Annotated in this window: 20 protein-coding genes; 15 read left to right on the top strand and 5 right to left on the bottom strand. The window is 45.0% G+C overall.

The window, feature by feature from the left end; genetic code table 11:
- Positions 1–41: 41 nt before the first annotated feature.
- The 3 genes from GVN20_RS04775 to GVN20_RS04765 all read right to left on the bottom strand — a co-directional run bounded on the left by GVN20_RS04775 (position 42) and on the right by GVN20_RS04765 (position 3405).
- Positions 42–347, bottom strand: a complete 306-nt coding sequence (locus GVN20_RS04775) for a ferredoxin (RefSeq protein ID WP_013928646.1) — start codon at positions 345–347, stop codon at positions 42–44.
- A 99-nt stretch (positions 348–446) separates the two neighbouring features.
- Positions 447–2540 carry a carboxy terminal-processing peptidase gene (locus GVN20_RS04770; RefSeq protein ID WP_166557211.1) on the bottom strand — a complete coding sequence of 698 codons (2094 nt, stop codon included), beginning with the start codon at positions 2538–2540 and terminating at the stop codon, positions 447–449.
- Positions 2541–2622: 82 nt separating this feature from the next.
- Entirely contained in the window at positions 2623–3405 is a 783-nt protein-coding gene (locus GVN20_RS04765; RefSeq protein ID WP_206023194.1) for an FKBP-type peptidyl-prolyl cis-trans isomerase, read from the bottom strand.
- Positions 3406–3552: 147 nt separating this feature from the next.
- Here GVN20_RS04765 and GVN20_RS04760 point away from each other — a divergent pair, with 147 nt between their 5' ends.
- The 10 genes from GVN20_RS04760 to GVN20_RS04715 all read left to right on the top strand — a co-directional run bounded on the left by GVN20_RS04760 (position 3553) and on the right by GVN20_RS04715 (position 10596).
- Entirely contained in the window at positions 3553–4449 is an 897-nt protein-coding gene (locus tag GVN20_RS04760; protein WP_166557210.1) for an alpha/beta hydrolase-fold protein, read from the top strand.
- Between the two features lie 136 nt (positions 4450–4585).
- Positions 4586–5047, top strand: coding sequence for a YHS domain-containing (seleno)protein (locus GVN20_RS04755; RefSeq protein WP_166557209.1), 462 nt, complete (start codon positions 4586–4588; stop codon positions 5045–5047).
- A 40-nt stretch (positions 5048–5087) separates the two neighbouring features.
- Entirely contained in the window at positions 5088–5489 is a 402-nt protein-coding gene (locus tag GVN20_RS04750) for a DoxX family protein (protein ID WP_166557208.1), read from the top strand.
- Positions 5490–5560: 71 nt separating this feature from the next.
- Entirely contained in the window at positions 5561–6604 is a 1044-nt protein-coding gene (locus GVN20_RS04745) for an ATP-grasp domain-containing protein (protein ID WP_166557207.1), read from the top strand.
- A 74-nt stretch (positions 6605–6678) separates the two neighbouring features.
- Positions 6679–7380, top strand: a complete 702-nt coding sequence (locus GVN20_RS04740; RefSeq protein ID WP_166557206.1) for a Crp/Fnr family transcriptional regulator — start codon at positions 6679–6681, stop codon at positions 7378–7380.
- A gap of 81 nt (positions 7381–7461) precedes the next feature.
- Positions 7462–7923 (top strand): DM13 domain-containing protein, encoded by a 462-nt coding sequence (locus GVN20_RS04735; protein ID WP_166557205.1) that lies wholly within the window; start codon positions 7462–7464, stop codon positions 7921–7923.
- 74 nt (positions 7924–7997) lie between these two features.
- A complete protein-coding gene (locus GVN20_RS04730; RefSeq protein WP_166557204.1) occupies positions 7998–8714 on the top strand; it encodes a hypothetical protein in 717 nt (238 codons plus the stop codon).
- Between the two features lie 23 nt (positions 8715–8737).
- Positions 8738–9271, top strand: a complete 534-nt coding sequence (locus GVN20_RS04725) for a YceI family protein (protein WP_166557203.1) — start codon at positions 8738–8740, stop codon at positions 9269–9271.
- Positions 9268–9774, top strand: coding sequence for a hypothetical protein (locus tag GVN20_RS04720; RefSeq protein ID WP_166557202.1), 507 nt, complete (start codon positions 9268–9270; stop codon positions 9772–9774). Before GVN20_RS04725 ends, GVN20_RS04720 begins: the two co-directional genes overlap by 4 nt.
- A gap of 87 nt (positions 9775–9861) precedes the next feature.
- The gene (locus GVN20_RS04715) at positions 9862–10596 is read left to right on the top strand and encodes an NRDE family protein (RefSeq protein WP_166557201.1); all 735 of its coding nucleotides are present in this window, start codon (positions 9862–9864) and stop codon (positions 10594–10596) included.
- Here GVN20_RS04715 and GVN20_RS04710 read toward each other — a convergent pair.
- On the bottom strand, positions 10583–12496 hold the full coding sequence (locus GVN20_RS04710) for a sensor histidine kinase (protein WP_166557200.1): 1914 nt from the start codon (positions 12494–12496) through the stop codon (positions 10583–10585). The two genes, GVN20_RS04715 and GVN20_RS04710, sit on opposite strands and share 14 nt — an antisense overlap.
- Before the next feature lie 181 nt (positions 12497–12677).
- Between GVN20_RS04710 and GVN20_RS04705 the strand changes: the two genes are divergently transcribed.
- From GVN20_RS04705 to GVN20_RS04685, 5 genes are all read left to right on the top strand, one after another.
- Complete coding sequence (locus tag GVN20_RS04705) at positions 12678–14054, top strand: hypothetical protein (RefSeq protein WP_166557199.1); 1377 nt, start codon at positions 12678–12680, stop codon at positions 14052–14054.
- A 371-nt stretch (positions 14055–14425) separates the two neighbouring features.
- Positions 14426–14629, top strand: a complete 204-nt coding sequence (locus tag GVN20_RS04700; RefSeq protein ID WP_166557198.1) for a hypothetical protein — start codon at positions 14426–14428, stop codon at positions 14627–14629.
- Positions 14630–14719: 90 nt separating this feature from the next.
- Positions 14720–15073, top strand: coding sequence for a cytochrome c (locus tag GVN20_RS04695; protein ID WP_166557197.1), 354 nt, complete (start codon positions 14720–14722; stop codon positions 15071–15073).
- Between the two features lie 108 nt (positions 15074–15181).
- Entirely contained in the window at positions 15182–15913 is a 732-nt protein-coding gene (locus GVN20_RS04690) for a GDSL-type esterase/lipase family protein (protein ID WP_166557196.1), read from the top strand.
- Positions 15914–15916: 3 nt separating this feature from the next.
- Complete coding sequence (locus GVN20_RS04685) at positions 15917–17500, top strand: serine hydrolase (protein WP_166557195.1); 1584 nt, start codon at positions 15917–15919, stop codon at positions 17498–17500.
- Between the two features lie 103 nt (positions 17501–17603).
- On the opposite strand, the gene GVN20_RS04680 is transcribed toward GVN20_RS04685, so the two are convergent.
- A complete protein-coding gene (locus GVN20_RS04680) occupies positions 17604–19085 on the bottom strand; it encodes a RagB/SusD family nutrient uptake outer membrane protein (RefSeq protein ID WP_166557194.1) in 1482 nt (493 codons plus the stop codon).
- Positions 19086–19094 lie beyond the last annotated feature (9 nt).

The following is a 19094-nucleotide window of genomic DNA, read 5'->3' as shown; positions in this document are numbered from 1 at the left end:
ACGTTCAGCGTTGACAAATAAGGGATAAAATAAGCGCGTTCCTAGAATTTCAACGCCAGACGCTCCACAGGAACATCGTTTATCAAATGACTTTCGATGATTTCTTCAACGTCAGCGAGTTCTACTTTGCCGTAGAAAACACCTTCTGGATACACCACCAACGCGGGGCCGAAGGCACATACGTCTAAACAGCCCGATTTTTGGGCACGGATATCAATATGTAGATTTTTCTCTTTCAGAGATGTTTTGAATGCATCAACCAATGCTGCGCCGTGCTCGGCTCCGCAGCATTTTTTGCCACCGTCTTTTTGATTGGTGCAAATAAAAACGTGTTTTTTGTATTTCATAAATCAATTAGAATGGATTAAAAATAGACGTTGGACGTCGGATTAGGGACTAAAGATAGCGCCCACGACCCAACGTCCAACGTCTAAAGGTAACAAATTTTATCGCTTAGCTACCGAAGGTGCTTTAGAAAGCGTAATGTAATCTGCCAAAATCCGACTGGTTTCATTCATGTAAATGTCCTTTTTCTTCTTTTCGGTCGCTTTGGCGGTTGCAGAAGTTTCATCGTCATCCACTTCGTCATCCGTTTCTAGCTTTTTCAGGGCAGCACGTTTTTTCTCGGCTTCTTCACGCTCTTTCTTCCGTTTGGTTTCTTGCAACGAAACTACGGTATTTTCGCGCGCTTTGCGGAACAGCTCCAACTCGTCTACAAACGTTTTCATTTCCAATTCCGACTTAAGACGTTGCTGATACTTCTCGCGCAGTTTTGCCACTTGTTTTTCGTTCAACGATTTGGTCACGTCAAAACGCGCCGTGGCAATTTGATCCCAAGGCAAAGCCGTGGGTTGTGAGCTTTCGCCGTATTCTTCCGCACTGAATGCCGATGGGAATTCAATATCGGGCGACACCCCTTTGCGCTGGGTACTGCTACCATTGATGCGGTAGAATTTTGCAACGGTGATGTTGATTTGCCCCAATTTATCAGAATCTTTAATCCACTGGTTCAAATCAACCATGGTTTGTACGGTACCTTTGCCGTAAGTTTGCTCGCCCAACACAATACCACGTTTGTAGTCCTGAATAGCAGCCGCAAAAATTTCAGAGGCAGAGGCACTAAAACGGTTGATTAAAACCGCAATCGGGCCATCGTATGTGACATTTGGATCAGGGTCAGTTTGCACTTCCGTATCACCCGTTGATTCACGTACTTGTACCACTGGGCCTTTTGAAATAAATAAGCCCGTCAATGAAATCGCTTCTGTTAATGATCCACCGCCGTTGTTGCGTAAGTCGATTACAATTCCTTCGACATTTTCAGCCTTGAGTGAATCGATGATTTTCTGAACGTCGCGGGTGGTACTAGCGAAGTCTTTATCACGCTTACCGGCCCCTTCAAAGTCCCGATAGAACGACGGAATGTTGATAATACCGATTTTGTAATCGTGCTTATTTTGATTGATGGTCACGATTTCTTTCTTGGCACGAGAAGTCTGCAAATTAACTTTCTCACGTACCAGACGGATTTCTTTGGGAGGGTCGTTGGGCAGTGCGTCAGAAGCCAATACTTGCAAGCGCACGATTGTGCCTTTCGTTCCTTTGATTTTCTTCACGGCATCGTCTACGTACCAACCCACAATATCCTCCACTTTTCCTTCATCTCCCTGAGCTACACCGATAATCCGATCGTCTTTTTTGAGACGCTTGTCCTTAAAAGCAGGTCCGCCAGGAACTACTTCCACTACTTTGATATAGTTTCCATCTTCACGCAATACCGCACCGATTCCTTCGAGGGCTTGGTACATATCCTGCTTAAAACGGTCAGAATCGGCGGGTGAGAAATAACGGGTGTGTGGGTCAAGCACTTCGCAGAACGCATTCATATACATCTGAAATACCTGCTCGCTACGGAAACGGCCTAAATTGCGTTCACGGTTTTTGTAACGATCTCTCAAAAGCGTTACCACCGAAGTATCGGCCTTGCCCGATAGTTTCAGTTCAAGTGCTTCGTTTTTAAGCAATTTGCGCCAGATTTCGTCCAACTCTTCCGTATTTTTAGCCCAAGACGCTTTTTCACGGTCGGTGTTGAATGACTCATCTACCGAAAAATCAAATTTAGGATTGGCCAGCGCTTTGGTGATGTAATTGCTCCGCTCGCGGTAGCGTTTGCGGAAGGTATTATAAATATCATACGCCGCCGTCAAATCGCCGTTGTTGAGGGCTTCATCGAGTTGGGTACGGTATTTATCAAAATACTGAATGTCCGAAGCAAGAAAATACAGTTTGCCGCGGTCAATGTCGTTGAGGTAGTTATCATACATTTTTGTCGACAACGAGTCGTTGACATTGAATTTACGGTAATGATACCCCGAAAAGATTTTAGTCACGTACGCCTCCACTTTCTCCTGCGTAAGGGTAGGTTTGAGGTCATCATCCGCAACAGCGAAGGGACGAGAAGATACTACCCGCGAACGCGAGTCGTCGGGTTGCAGACTCAGCAGCAACACCGGAGCTAAGGCGATTAAAAAGCTTTTCATTTTCATACACTGATTTAATTGATTTCGGCCCCGGGATATTGGAGATTGAAATGGTTGGAAAAACCTCCAACATCCGCCAAAATCATTTTACGATTTCCAATAACTCTACTTCAAATACTAATGCCGAATATGGCTTAATTTGTGGACCTGCGGCCCGCTCACCGTAAGCAAGATTGTAGGGTACATATAGTTTCCATTTAGAACCTACGGGCATCAGCTGCAATGCTTCCACCCAACCCTGAATCACTCCGCCTACTGGAAACTCCGCTGGCTGACCTCTATCTACTGAACTGTCAAAAACCGTTCCATCAACCAATGTTCCATGATAATGGGTCTTTACTGTATTGTTGATGGTAGGTTTGGGGCCTTCTCCCGCTTTCATAACCTCGTACTGCAAGCCGCTAGGTAAAGTAACGATACCGGCCTTCTTCTTATTCTCTGCAAGGAATTTTTCTCCATCCAATTTGTTTCCTTCAAACTTCTTGGCATCTTCTGATTGGCGCTGGGTTTGGAGCTTATTAAAATAATTTCCTAAAATCATTTGCGCCTGGTTGTCATCCAAATCTGATTTACCACCTTTCAATACATCCTGAATTCCTTTGGCCAATAAGTTAACATTGATTTTGTCGAGGCCTTGTCCTTTTAGGTTTTGGGCTATGTTCATCCCGATGCTGTACGCTACCGAGTCTAATTCATTGGTCATTTTGGAGGCAACAGCTGGTTTGGCTGGCGTTGCTTTGACAGGGGCTGGTTTGGCGGCAGTCGCGGGTTTAGCGGCAGGTTTGGCGGGTACTTTTTTAGTTTGTGAAAATGTAACAACCGTTGAAATCAACAATACAGATACAGTGCAAGCTAGATACTTCATTAGATAAACAAATTTGGATTGGTTTTAGTAGATTCTTTGAAAATCGGGGTCGCTTTCACAATTAAAACTAAGCAAAATTCAAAAAATCAAAAGTTTCTTTAAACTTTCGTAAATAAACGTAAAATTGATAGAAAAAAGTTTGGAAGAATGAATTATTTGAAATTTATACCCCAATATGGGTTATTTGTATTTTTGTTTCCTACTAGCACTTTTACCTTATTGAAACATATTGACTCCCTCCCCGAAATGACCGTTTTGCACGACACCAAGTTTCACTCAACCCATCTGCACCGGCAAGTATCGCTTGACATTCTTCTGCCCGAAGGCTACACCCAAACAAATCGTGCGTATAAAGTACTCTACATGAACGATGGACAGGACTTGGAGCGCCTACAAATGCAACAAGTCATCCAAAAAACGGCACCTTCCATTGAGCCATTTATCCTTGTAGCCATTCATTGCGGTGAACGAATTCAGGAATACGGAACCGCCTCTCAACCAGACTATAAACAACGCGGCACGAAGGCCAGCTCCTACACATTGTTCGTGCTGCAAGAACTGATGCCTTACATCCAACAACACTACCGCGTCCTCACTGGCCCCCAAAACACAGTAATCTGCGGTTTTTCACTGAGTGGGCTATCGGCGTTTGATATTACTTGGCATCATCCTGAGCGCTTCGGCAAGGCAGGCGTATTTTCGGGTTCGTTTTGGTGGCGACAACGCGCTTACGAAAACCATTACGACGACCACAACGACCGAATCATGCACCGTTTGGTACGCGAAACCGCCTATACTTCCATACAACATCCGCAATTTTGGTTACAGACAGGCTCCGAAGACGAACGAGACGACCGCAACAACAACGGCGTCATTGATTCCATTGAAGACACCCTTGACTTGATTGCCGAACTCGAACGCAAAGGCTATCGTTGGGGCAAAGACGTTTGCTACGCCGAAGTCAAAGGCGGGCACCACGACCAGGCAACGTGGTCGGCGGCCATGCCCGATTTTCTAAAATGGGCTTTTGGCAAACCTCAGTAAACTAGAGACTTGAGAATGAACCGCATTTTATCTTTTGACAAATAACTATTTTCAAGGTTTTGTCGTTTGGCCGACATTCGGTTAAGAATTGATGTGTCATTTTTGTATCATCAAACTATCAATTCCGAATAAAGTCATGAAAACAATCTTTTTGGCCACGCTTCTTCTCCTGACCGAAATTATTTTTGCGCAGTCCCCCGCGCTTCGTCAAAAACAGTTTAATTTAGAAAAAGGCCTCGCGCTCTCTGGCTACGACCCCGTCAGTTATTTCCAAAAAAATCCCACCAAAGGCTCAAAGACGTATGTAGTCGTATATGAGGGAGTTACATATCAATTTTCTTCCGCGGCCAATGCCGAAACGTTTAAAAAAAATCCACCCGCTTACGAGCCTCAATATGGAGGTTGGTGTGCCTACGCAATGGGCGCAGCCAACGGTGAAAAAGTCGAGATAAATCCCGAAACCTACAAAATCATCAACGGCAAGTTGTATCTTTTTTACAACAAACTGTTCAACAATACTTTATCGGATTGGAACAAAGATGAGGGCAATTTGAAAATAAAAGCCGACAAAAATTGGCAACGTGTTTCTGCTCAATAATATACCCTACCTCCTTCCTCACTGAAAAATACATCAATCCATGAAAACCAAAACCATCCTCTCCTGGCTCGTTCAAATCGTAGCGGCGGTCATTTTGTTACAAACACTTTTTTTTAAATTTACGGGGGCCGAAGAAAGTGTCTACATTTTCTCCAAACTTGGCGTTGAGCCTTATGGCCGAATTGGCTCGGGCGTTATTGAATTAATCGCGGGTGTACTTTTGCTCACACCGCGTTATTGCTGGATTGGCGCTATCTTGGGGCTGGGCACCATGGCAGGCGCTATTTTGTCGCACCTTACGATACTGGGGATTGATGTACTAGGCGATGGTGGGCAGTTGTTTGCTTTGGCACTGATAACATTCAAATGCTGTGCACTCGTCGTGATATTACATTGGTCAAAAGTCATTTCAACCCTTCGTGGATTACTTCCTGCCCATTGAGCCACGCCTTTTTTTATTGAACATTTTACCTTTTAACTTGCTTTTAGTGTTAATATTCTCTTATTCCTCGTATGTTCTCAACCCTTCGTTCCCCACTTTGGCTCGTTAAATTAGTGAATTATGAATATTGGACTTGGTGGGTGTTTTTTCTGCCACTTACACCCTATTGGCTCTATTTAGCCATACGTAATCGGTCTCTTACGTATTTTACTACCGTCAATACGTGTATTCCCGACGGCGGAGTCTTCGGTGAATCTAAAAATGATATTCTCGCTCAAATTGCTTCCCCATTTTTGCCGGCAGGGATCTTTATCCAACAAGGAGAAGCATGGGAAATGGTGAGGGAAAAACTCAAAAAAGCGAGCATTGTGTTCCCAGTCATAGTCAAACCCGACGTAGGAGGTCGGGGATTTCGGGTGCACAAAATCGAAGATTCCGACCAGCTTCAACACTACTTAAAACAGACACCACAACCTGTTATTATTCAAGAATACATTGATTATGAATTGGAATTTGGGGTAATGTATGCCCGTTTGCCCGAAGAATCCAAAGGCAAAATCACCTCGATAACGCAAAAGGAATTTTTGAGTGTAGTCGGCGATGGTCATTCTACGGTGGGCCAACTACTAACCCAAAACACCCGCGCCCGTTTTGCAATGCAGGAATTGCAGGAACGCGTAAAAAACGACTGGAATAGCGTAGTGCCGAAAGGTGAGCGCCGCTACATTCAGCCCATCGGCAATCATTGTTTGGGGACGAAGTTTTTGAATGCTAATCACCTCATTAATCAACGGCTAGAAAGCGTTTTTGACCAAATTGCCTTGCCGATTGAAGGATTTTATTACGGGCGTTTTGACCTCAAAGTAAGCAACTTAGAAGACTTCTACGCGGGCCGTAACATCAAAATTATGGAACTAAACGGAGCCACATCGGAGCCTGGACACGTGTATGACCCTAGCTATACACTGTGGAAAGCCTATCGCGATATTATGCACAATATGCGAATCGTGGCCGACATCAGCGCCGCTAATATCCGCTTGGGGGTAAAACCTACGCCGTTGGGGAAACTCTTACAAACATCCCGCGAGTTTTTTGCCATGAGCGGTCAACTTTGAGCTTCATCTATTTGAGTAAATAGTTCGTATATTTACTGGTATTAATGCCTGATTTACTCTAATCACCTTGTAGGATGACCCCGCAATTTCCCCTCGAAACCCGCTACTGGTACCTCCGCGACCATCAGCTATTCAGGCACCTCGACTCCGCAGAACTCAGGCAAATCTGCCTGATTACCAATTTTAAATCAGCCAAGAAAAGCGAGATTATCTATTTTGCACACGATGAGACCAACCGGGTTTATCTCCTCAAAAAAGGCGTTATCAAGATTGTAGAACTTGATGCCGAAGGCAACGAAACGGTCAAAGAAGTGATTCAAAAAGGAGACCTTTTTGGCCAGATAACCCTTGATGCAACCGACATCGATGAGTTTGCGGTGGCATTATCTGACTACGTGACAGTGTGCAGTTTCAAAATCGAAGATTTTGAAAAAGTCATCCAACAAAATCCTAGCCTCGCTGTCAAATTCACTAAACTGATTGGGTTGCGTTTTCGCCGATTGGAGAACCGTTACGCCAATCTGATGTTTAAAGACGTCCGTACGCGCCTTCTGCTTTTTTTGGAAGAATGGGCCGAAAAAGAAGGCACTCCTACCCCCCAGGGTATTACGCTCAAAAACTACCTGACCCACCAAGACCTAGCCAGCCTGATTTGCAGTACGCGCCAAACCGTAACACAACTTTTCAGTGAATTGAAGCACAGCGGGCTCATTGATTACAACCGCAGCAGTATTGTTATTCCTGATGTGAAGCAACTTCGAAAATTAACCGTATAAATATTCAAGGAATGTCAGCAAGCCGACATTCCGTTGTGACAAATTCAAACACCTTTGTCATAGAAACAAACTATAAAATCTATGAAAAAGGCACTGTTAATGATTTGTTTGACGCTGGGAGGAATTGCCTGTCAAAAGAATGAAGAGCTCCAACCCGTTTCTCCTGTTTCCCCTACGGGCAATGTAGGCCCTGGAATCAACAAGCCCATTACGTCATTTGATTCTACTGGACAAAAATTAGTGGCGCAGGGGATGTTTATGTCCAACGTCCATCCGACTTCTGGTGGGGTAAAGCTGTACCAAAAAGGGGATAAATATTCCCTTGTTTTCAACGACTTCAAAACAGACAGTGGGCCAGATTTGCGAATTTATCTCTCCGAAGACCGCGTTGCTTCTCGGTTTGTGGAAATCGGCAAAGGCGTAAATCTCGGCAATTTTTTCATTGAATTGCCTTCGGCTCCCGATCTCAAAACCCAAAAGTACATCCTGATTTGGTGCAAACCATTCTCCGTTCTGTTTGGCAATGCCGAACTCAAACAATAATTTTTCCCCAAAAATTAGCCTTGAATAGGAGCATTCAAAAATTCTTTTCTTGACAATTACACCCTATTGATTCCATGAAAAAAGCATTGTTGATAGTACTCGCGTTAGCGGCTTTTACGGGCAGTCACGCCCAATTCAGTTACCCAAAAAAAACAACTACGGCCGACGTGGCCCTGTCGGCCATCGGAGGGTTTTCGGGTGCGCTCTCGTACCAACAGTTCTACGGCATCGGCAAAGCCAATCGATTCAAAGTAGGTTGGGGCGTTCGGTTAACATCGTTTGTGGGTAAAGACCTAGACTACATCACCGCACCCGCCCGCCTCACTTCGGGAGAAACGGGCCCACAGGTGTTGTTTGTCGAAAATGTACTGTCCAACCTCGATACGCTCAAACTACCACGCTCCCAAACCAACGCCCTCAATTTGGCCATTCATTTAGAATACAGTTTTCGCAAACTAGACCTAGGCTTCAATATCGACGCCATCGGCGCTACTTTTGGAGCCGAGCAAACAGGAACATTTTTGGCCAAATCTACTGACTCACGTTTGAGCGGTACGCAACAATCTGCCAAGCCAACGGTTTTCAATTTATTGTTGGTCAGCGACAACGACTTGGGCAGTTTAAATTCTGAGTTGTATGCACGCTATTGGATCAGTCACAAAACAGGAATACGACTCGGGGCAAGTTTTCAGTTTACGGAATATACCACTTCCCAAAATCTAACTTTTGAAAACGACCGCTTCCGCAACAAGATTCTGATGCCTTTTGTGGCAATTTCTTTCAAATTATAACTGCGAAATGCTATTTCGGCCCTATGAAAAAAATCTTAATTTTAGTACTTTGCGTAAGTGTCTCGGTAACCGCTGTGAGTCAAGTCTGGCAACCCGTTTCATCTGTTATTGGTTTTTCTGTAAAGATGTTGGGAGTAACAGTCAACGGTTCATTTAAAGGATTGGCCGCAACCTTGAAATTCAATCCTGAAACCCCCACCATGAGCAGCATTTCCGCCAGCGTTGATGCGGCAACGATTGAAACCGAAAATACGCTTCGGAATCGCCATTTACGCGAAAAAGAAGACTTTTTTGAGGTTGCTAAGTACCCAAAAATCAGCCTAAAATCCACTAAAATCGAAAAAGGAACCAACGGCTACATCGGCTACTTTGACATGACCATCAAAGCCATCACTAAAAATGTCAAAGTACCGTTTACATTTTCAGAAACCAATAATAAAGCTACTTTCAGCGGAACCTTTAAAATCAACCGTAAGGATTGGGCCATCGGAGGCAACACCTTCGGCATGTCTGATGATGTCACTATCCGTCTAACTGTTAACGCCATTTCAAAATGACCTTGCTCCAACGAACCAATCTGGACGTTTTATTACAACTGAAAGATTTGCTCAAAATTATTTCTCCAGCGGCGTATTCCGACCCATTGCCCCTACTGCACGGAAGCAGCGTAGGCCAACACGTGAGACATACCTTGGAGTTTTACCAATGTCTTTTTGAACAAGCACCGCACGGTTTTGTGGACTATGATGCCCGCCAGCGAGACCTGCGGTTGGAAAATGACCCCGCCTTTAGCATAAACAAGGCGGAGCAATTGGTCGAAGCCTTAAAAAAACCGATTCCCACCACTCAGATTATCCTAAAGGCTTCGTTTTTGGAAAACGATATCGAAGAAATTCAAACGACTTGGGCCCGCGAGCTGGTATACATGGCTGAGCACGCCATTCACCATTTTGCCATCATAAAAATTGCGCTAAGAGAGCAATTCCCGGAAATAGCTGTACCAATACATTTTGGCGTGGCGTATTCAACCATCAAGTACCGGGAAGTCGTGCCAGCCTGAGACGCGCCTCGCAAGGGCGTTGGGTGAAAATCATCAAATAATCTTTCAATTCGTCTTCTGTTTCGGCAGAACATAAACCGGCAAACCATGTGCTTTGTAACCTATATTCCACACCAACAAGGCTTTATCTTGACTTCTAACCGCGATGAGAGCGTAGGTCGCCCAAAAGCTTTGCCACCCAAAAAGTACCTCATTGATTCCACTCCCGTCTTTTATCCACAAGACGGACTGGCAGGAGGCACTTGGATTGCGGCTTCGCCCAAGGCGACCGTTTGCTTGCTCAACGGAGCTTTTGTAATACATCATCATAAACCGCCCTATCGGATGAGCCGGGGAAAAGTAGTCCTTGATTTTTTTATGTATGCACACTTAGCCGATTTTGCCAGCCAATACGATTTTACGGGCATTGAGCCGTTTACGTTGGTGGTAATAGAGGAAGGTAGTGAGCCTGTACTTTCGGAGCTTCGCTGGGATGGGGCACAATTACACCTCAAAGCACTGAATGCGGGGCAGTCTTACGCATGGTCGTCGGTGACGCTTTATTCAGACGCCGTGGTTCGGGAGCGAGAACGTTGGTGGCAGGATTGGCAACAACAGCACCCCGTTTTTGAAGCAAAAGATGTGCTTAAGTTTCACAACTTGGGCGGAAATGGCGACAAAGCAAACGATTTGGTGATGAACCGAAACGGTCAATTGCGAACTGTCAGTACTACCCAAATTCAGAAAACGCCCACTCAGTTTTTGATGAACTACCGCGACAGGCTCAGCGGCCATCATTTTAAGTACCGAATTTTTGAAGCCGAAAAAATCAGTTGTCTGTAACAACCTCAGAAGCAAGAAATTGCCTTGTTTCTTCATACGGAATATTAATAATGATGACGGTACCGCCGTTGGGTTGACTTTCGATAGAGAGCGTGCCGCGAATATCCAACGTCCGCTGGCGGATATTTTGTAAGCCCATTCCTTCTTCCACTCGTTGAGTTGGAATGCCCTTTCCGTTGTCGGCTACGGTCAAAACCACCCGATTGCCCTGTCGTTGCAGTGTCACAAAGGTTTTGGTAGCTTTGGCGTGTTTCAGCACGTTATTACACAATTCAAAACCAATCAAATAGAGATTAAACTCTATTTCAGGCGTGAGGCGCGCTGGCAAATCGCCGCCCGTTTGGAGGCTAAACTGGGTCGTTCCTGCAGAGTTTAGTTTGTAAATCAAGCGGTCAAATACGGGCAAAAGTCCTTCACGTTCCAAATCTTCTGGGAGCATATTGTGCGAGAGCGTACGCACCTGACGGCACGCATCAATCATCATTTCTACCACATTGTCATAAATCTCGCGTTCATGGCGGTCAAGTTGCGAAGGGTCAAGAATTTGTAAGCTGAGCTTAGCCGCCGACAGCAGACCGCCCAAATTATCGTGCAACTCCGAAGCTACGCGTTTTCGTTCTGTTGTTTGCCCTTTCAGAAAAGCTTGTTCTATTTCCTGTTTTTTACGGGCCAGTTCATAGTTTTTCTGACGCAATGTCCGGCTATGAAAAATCAGTCCTATTCCGATTGCGCTCAGAAGAAGCACCACAACGAGCAGAAAATTCCGTGTCCGCGTTTGCAGCGCAATCTGCTGTTCTAGCCGGGCACCATCTACCTCATACGCCCGACGCATATCGGCCAATGCCACCAACCGACGCGCAATGCCCAAGCTGTCGCGCAGGGTGGCCTCCTGCCGGTAGGCACGCAGGGAAGCCATTTCGTTGCCAAGTTTATCGTAGGCTTCGGTGAGCGTATGATACGCAAAAGGCTTGAGGGAGGCATAATTGTACTGGTTGGCCATGGCCAGCGCTTTTTCAGCGTAGCTTTGCGCTTTGGTATAATCCTTCAACGCTAAAAAAGATTCTCCCAGGCTGTTTGTTACCGAGGCAATACCCCGGGTATGGTTTACTTCTTCAAAAAGAGCATACGCTTTGCTCAACAACGGCAATGCCTTACCCGCTCGCCCGATTTTGTTGTAATAATCGCCCATCTCTTCGTAAGTGCCCGCCAACGAAATCTTATTGTTCAGCTCCTGGGCTACGGCAAGTTGGCGATTAAACATTTCGAGGACCAATTTATCCTTCCCCCACTGTTGATAAAGGGTACTGAGCATACTGTAGAGCCCCAAGATGTGTTTAAGTTTGAGCGGCCTATCGTCATCGGGCGTGCTTTCCAACTGCGCCAAGGCCGTTTTAAAATATTTTTCAGCTTTTGGATTATCAGAAGAATGAAGAAAACTTAACCCCAAATTTTGCTGAATCATCCATGCCTTGCGACAGTTGCCCCCCAACGCGTCGCAAAGTTTGAGCGCTTCAAGACTGATCTCAAGCGACCTCACATAATCATGTCCGCGCCGATACTTCACCTCCCGGCGCAGCAGCGCATCGATCATCATTTCTTTATCGTCCTGTTGTTTAGCCAACTCAAAAAGGCGGTCGTTGTAGGCCATACTCGTATCCAGCTCTTTATAATCTCCTTCCAGATACAAAGTTCCTAGCAGGTTAAGTACCTGCATTTTTTTCAGAAGCTGTTTGGAATCTCCCGACGGCCTCTCAACTTCTGCCAATAGCCTTTTTGCTACGGTTTTTAGGCTGTCTTTATAGACTCGGTTATAATTTCGGGTATGGTCAATACGTGGCACCTGTCCTGCTATTTTGAACAGCGGTAAAAAGAAAATCCATAAAATGAGCGAGTTTTTCATGCCCAAAAAGCTAAAAGTAGGGGGTAAAACCGTTGATTTTGTGGGTTTTTGAAAACACTAATTTAGAATAAACTTAGGGAAGTGAAAAATAAAAGAATGCTTTAACTGCTTTTTAATTTGTTTTTTAGACGGTATTAATCTTTTAAACGGTGCTTTGTGTCGAAAAAAATAAGCTCGCACCATGAAGCACCTCAGTTGGATTTTTTTAGTATGCGCCCTCACTTCCCAAGCGCAAGATTCTCTCAAAACAATGCCCGAAAAAACCGAATTGAAGTACAATCTCAATACTTCAGGGTCCCATTTTTTTAAAGCTACATTTTTGAATCAAACGTGGTTTCGTTTCAACAACAGCAATCCTGGCACCACTGTTCTTGGAGAAGCCGCCCCCCAAACGCTGGATTTGGGCCTGCGCCGAACGCGCATGCAATTGTTCGGACAAATCACCGACCGGACTTTTGTTTATTTTCAATTGGGAATGAACAATTTTAACTTTCTAAATGGTTTTCCTTCCTTAGGAAACGCTCAGGGAGTGCCCTCTAATCGTAAAATTGCCTTTTTTGTTCACGATGCAGTCGTCGAATATTCAGCATTTGCCCATAAAGACTGGCTCAAAATAGGCGGTGGACTGACCATCCTCAACGGTCTTTCTCGCTTTAGCCAACCCAGCGTTTCCAGCATTATGACCATGGATGTGCCCGTTTTTGCTCAGGCAACCGTTGATCAAACCGATGAATTTTCGCGTAAACTCACGCTCTATGCTCGCGGTCAAGTGGGCAAATGGGACTACCGTTTGGGATTAACCGACCCGTTCCCTATCGGCACGAGCGGAAACCCCGTCCCCGCCATTTCTGCCAATTCTACGTTTGCCGCCAAAGGCCATCATAAGCAATACCAAGGCTTTTTGATTTATAATTTCTTTGACAAAGAAGCCCACCAAACCCCCTATATGACGGGTACTTATTTGGGCAAAAAGAAGGTACTGAACATCGAAGGTGGATTCATCAGCCAAAAAGCAGCTATGTGGCGTACCCAAAACTCAGGCCGCGATACAGTGTACAATGCCGTGAATCTGTGGTCGTTGGCGATGTTTGCCGATATGCCCGTCAGTAAAGCCAAAGGAACTGCTATCTCGGCTTATTTGGGCTACTTTCATACCGATTATGGCGCCAACTACCTGCGTTTCAACGGAATCATGAACCCCGCCAACGGAACCACGCAGTCGCTTTCGGGGGTATCAGGAATCCAAGGAAATGCCTTTCCTATGTTTGGTACTGGAAGTGTGATTTACAGTCAATTGGGGTATTTGTGCGCGGCTGATTTATTAGGCAAAAATGGTACAGTCATGCCTTATGCATCCGCCCAATTAGCTGACTATCAACGCCTCACCAAAGTAGCGGGGATTTATAACGTAGGACTTAACTGGTTACTTAAAGCCCATAACTCCAAAATATCGTTGGATTTCCAAAATCGCCCAGTATATCAGAATGCCTCCGACGGACTTTTAAAACCCAACGGACGACGCGGCGCCGTGACCATCCAATATCAAGTGTTTATTTAGTTTGCTCTTATAGTAGTAGAGAAAAGGTTTAGGTATAGCAAGAATCCAGCTTCTCATTGGGAGGCTGGATTTTAACTATTAGGTATATATTTTGTACTTAAACAAGAAATTAATAAAAAAAACACAGAGGATAAATGGTCGTATTAAAAACTGTTTTCTATCATTGTGAATTATTAATCTTTCCATTAAAAATTCAATAATACCTATGAAAAAAGTGTTTTTTTCTCTCATTCTCGGAATTTTTTGCCGTTTCTTATTCAGCCTCAGCACAAACGGTTCCACCTACCATTAACAAGTCAACCTCTACCGACACTACTGCTTTAAAAGAATTTACGGGCAAATACAAGTTTGAGGGACTCCCCTTTGAACACATGGAGTTTTCACTAAAAGAAGGGGCGCTCACGGTTCAGGCGGGAGATCAGGGAGGAGCTATGACCCCCATCAAAGAAACCACAGATCGGTTTGAGACCCTTGATAGCGCCGCAAAATTTACTTTCTTTCGCAACGAAGAAAAAAAGATTATCAAAGTAAGCGTAGAGTATCAGGGAATGGTATTTGAAGGAAAAAAAGAATAAAAAAGAAGTTGACGCAACCTTCAAGAAAAAAACTACGTGTGTATAAGTGAACTCTCTAACAGCTTTATTTCACTTAAACCCTTGATTCCCATGAATGTAAAACGTCTCCTCCTCCAAATGGGGGTAGCAAGCATTGCTATGTCCTTTTTAATCAGTTGTAGCAAAACGGATGATACTCCCGAACCCGTAAAAGTTACGTACAACAAAGACATTAAGGCTATTTTTGTTGCCAATTGTACACCCTGCCACTTAGCTGGTGGGGCAAATCCAAACAAGTGGGATGATTACGCTACCGCCAAATCTAAAATCACTAACATCCTTGACCGTACACAACGGATGCCTGGAACAACAGGATTTATGCCCCGTAACGGTACCGCTCAACTACCCGCTGCGACCATTGCCCTACTAAAGCAATGGCAAGCCGATGGATTGTTGGAAAACTAGCCAAGCTTCTTTCAATAAAAAAGGCTGCCCTCACAAGGCAACCTTTTTTATTGTCCTATAAAGCCGTAAATTTTGTTTCTATTTAACTTTGAAGAGAAACAACTTCTTATGATGAAACACTCTACCCCTACAACTACCTTGATTCTGGTGATAGCATTGCTTGGAGTATCTTTTTCCTGTAAACGCAGCAGTGTAAACTATCAGCCCATTGCGGAAGCCTTCGAGCCTGATTATCAAATCGATCGCTTTGAAAAGGAGATTAAGAATTTTGAAAAAGAGGACACCGAAAAAGGCATAAAGAAAGGCGATATATTGTTTTATGGTAGTTCTAGTTGGCGGATTTGGAAAGATATGAAATCCGATTTGGCTCCTTTCCCCGTATTGAATCGAGGCTTTGGTGGCTCAACCATTCCAGAACTCATTCACTACACAGAACGTGTGGTGTTTCCCCACGAACCCAAAATACTGGTCATTTACGGTGGAGAAAATGATTTGACGGGCAAAAAGTACAAATCTGCTGAGCAAATGTTTGATTCCTATCGACAGTTTGTTTCAATCATTCAAAATCGTTTACCCAAAACCAACATTTGTTTTGTTTCAATGAAACTCTCCCCTTCGCGTCGTAAACATTGGGAAACGGTCAAAAAAGGCAACGCCATGGTAAAATCTTTCAGTACGGGCAAATACCTATCGTATGTAGACATCAACCCCGTACTTTTCAACCCCAACGGCACCGTCAAAGGTGAGCTCTATACCCAAGACAGCCTGCACCTCAACGCACAGGGCTACCGCGAATATACCAAAATCCTTCTCCCATTTCTAACGAAAAAATATAAATAACCCATGCAAACCACTCGTCGCCAGTTTATACAGCAATTGGGCTTTGCTAGTACGGGAATCGCCCTTGGGGCCAGTATCCCTTTTGATTCGTTTGCAAAATCAAAACTAAGCCTGCCGCGAAGCACCCCCGAAGCTCAGGGCGTAGACTCTGCTGGGATTACGGCCTTTATGAATGCCGTAGCTCAAAGCAAGCATGAGTTTCACAGCTTGATGATTCTCCGCCATGGGCAAGTCGTGACCGAAGGTTGGTGGGCACCTTACCGACACGACTTGAAGCATACGCTATATTCGATGAGTAAAAGTTTTACTTCCACGGCGGTGGGTTTTGTCGTTGCCGAAGGGAAACTCAAAACAAGTGATTTGGTGGTGTCATTTTTCCCCAATGACTTGCCAGCTACAATCAGCGAAAACTTGGCCAAGCTGACCATAAAAGACCTGCTCAGCATGTCGGTGGGTCAGGAGGCGGAGCCAATGGTAAGAAACGAAGACAATTGGGCCAAGGCATTTTTGGCCACCCCCATCAAATACAAACCCGGCAGTGTATTTTTGTACAATAGTATCGCTACGTATATGTGCTCGGCCATTGTGCAGAAAGTAACGGGCCAAAAAATCATCGACTACCTCAAACCACGTCTTTTTGACCCTTTGGGCATTGAAGGAGCAGATTGGGAAGAAGATTCGCAAGGCATTAACACAGGCGGCTGGGGCCTTCGTGTAAGGACCGAAGACTTAGCTAAATTTGGTCAATTATACTTGCAAAAAGGGGTGTGGAACGGCAAACAACTGATTCCGAAAGCATGGGTGGAAGAGGCAACAACATTTAAAATCCAGCAGCCAGCACCCGCCAAACCAACCCGCCCAAATGACCAAAATGACTGGTTGCAGGGGTATTGTTACCAGTTTTGGCGCTGTCGACACAATGCCTACCGGGGCGACGGTGCCTACGGCCAATACACCATTGTGATGCCTGAACAAGATGCTGTTATTGCCATCACAAGCGAAACGGCCAACATGCAGGGAATCTTAGATTTGGTTTGGGAGCATTTGTTGCCCGCCATGAAACCACAGGCCATACCCGCCAATACCACGGCCAATAAAGCATTAAAACAACAAATGGCTGCCTTGGCGCTGCTGCCTCCAAAGGGAGGAGAATTGCGTACCAATGCGGCCAAAATCTCAGGAAAATTATTTCAGATTGAACCCAATTCACTCAACGTAGAAAGTATTTCGCTGGCGTACCGTGAGGGTGATAGCTACCAATTTATGCTCAAAGACCAAGAGGGTGTTCATAGGGTAATATGCGGACTCGAAAAATGGGCTTTTGGAGAAACTGACCTTGCCCGGCCTAATTTGGTTACTTCTCAAAAATTAAAATTTGAGCGCATCGCCAAGATTGCCGCCGCTGGTACGTGGAAAGACCCCAATACCTTCGAAATAACGCTTCGCTATTACGAATCTCCGCACCGCAATTACATTATTTGTCATTTTGAGGGAGACACTGTCAAAGTAAATTTTGACAACAGCATCAACCGCATGACGGGAGCCAAAGACAAGCGCCCAGTATTGCAAGGAAAAACGGCCGTTTGACCCTAGGATTTCCAATTTTGAAAATAAACCTGAAAAGCATTACCTAAAAAAACGCCCTCCAAAAGAAATTTGGAGGGCGTTTTTTTAGGTAATAATCAAGCAATTAAAGCGGATTTTGCACCATTGCTTTGTTGGCATCCAATTCTCTTCTTGGAAGCAAAAACTCCCACTGCTTATCTCCAGCTGGCATATCAAAAAGCACAGCGATAGAAGCAATATGATTGGTTCCGTTCCGGTTGAGGGGTTGGTTCAATCGTTTCAAATCTAAAAATCTAAAACCTTCACCCCATAATTCGATTCTTCGGTTGAAGTATATTTCGTCTAACAGCTTAGCACCAGTGCTGGTTGATAGTGAATAAGAAGCGTCTCTTTTACTTACTAAATCAAACAATACCTTCGCGGCATCAGCGTCATTGCCCAATTTAGCCTTTGCTTCTGCCTCAATCAGATACATTTCGGCCGCCCTCATATAAGGGGTGTCGCCCATTGCACTAGTCGAAGGAGTTCCTGGCAATCTGAATTTTTGATTAAGATAAGGCACTCTTACCCCACCTGGAGGAACGATAGAATTTGCAGCAGTAGGTGCTTTCACCCACATTTTAGCTCTTATATCAGTGGCAGGAATCTTATCATATAGCAAATTATTAACCGCTTTGGGATACGTTCTGATAACCGTTGAATTGTAGTTGCAGGAAATGTAAGAATGGTATCCTCCAAAAAACTCAGACTGGTCTTCAAGGTGGTCAAAACCCCACATCCACTCAGGGTTGCTGATGTCCTGAAACCCGTCCTGATATTGCGTTTGTGACATCAGCGTAAAGCCCGCTCTGGCTTCTGCTGCGTACTTAGCGGCATCAGCCCAATTTTGCTGGGTAAGCGCTACTCTCGCCAATATTCCTTTTGCTACTGCCGAATTGATATGCGATTTGAAACTTCTGGATACCGGAAGCAACGCAGCCGCATCCGTCAAATCTTTGTTAATTTGCGTATATACTTCTTCAACGGTAGCTCTTGGCAGACCTTCGGTGGTGGGCGTCAATACCAACGCAACCCCTGGCTGGCTGTTTGGCTTAGCGGCTGCGTCATAACGCTTTCCGTAAAGCTGCACCAAATTAAAATAAGCCCATCCACGAAGCGCCAATGCCTCACCCTTCAACCGGTCTTTGTCGGCCTGTGGGCCTACTGCTTTATCAATGTTGGCAATGGCGATGTTGGCGTTGCCAATGACCCGATAATACATTTGATAAGGGAAACGAGTCACCGTATTAACGTCTGAACGGTGAGCGGTCCAGCGGGTTTCTCCAACGTGCCAGCTGGCCGCGGTTGTTCCAATGACCATATCTTCGCCCATGTGATCCAAGATAATCATCATGGCAGGATGGCCCGAATGTCCTTGAGAATCAAGGTATCTAACAATAAGCGCCCGATAGATGCCATTAACGGCCGCAGCGGCGTTTTTGGTGGTGGCATACGCCGAGGCCGCATCAACGCTGGCCGTGGGAGCAGTGTCCAAATAGGTGTTTTCGCACGACGTAGCAAACATGCTGAAAACGGCTACTAATACGATTAAAAATCTATTTTTCATGAGTGTGTT

The organism is Runella sp. CRIBMP (assembly GCF_009905605.1).
GTDB lineage: Bacteria > Bacteroidota > Bacteroidia > Cytophagales > Spirosomataceae > Runella.
This window is presented reverse-complemented; position numbering and strand designations above follow the sequence as displayed.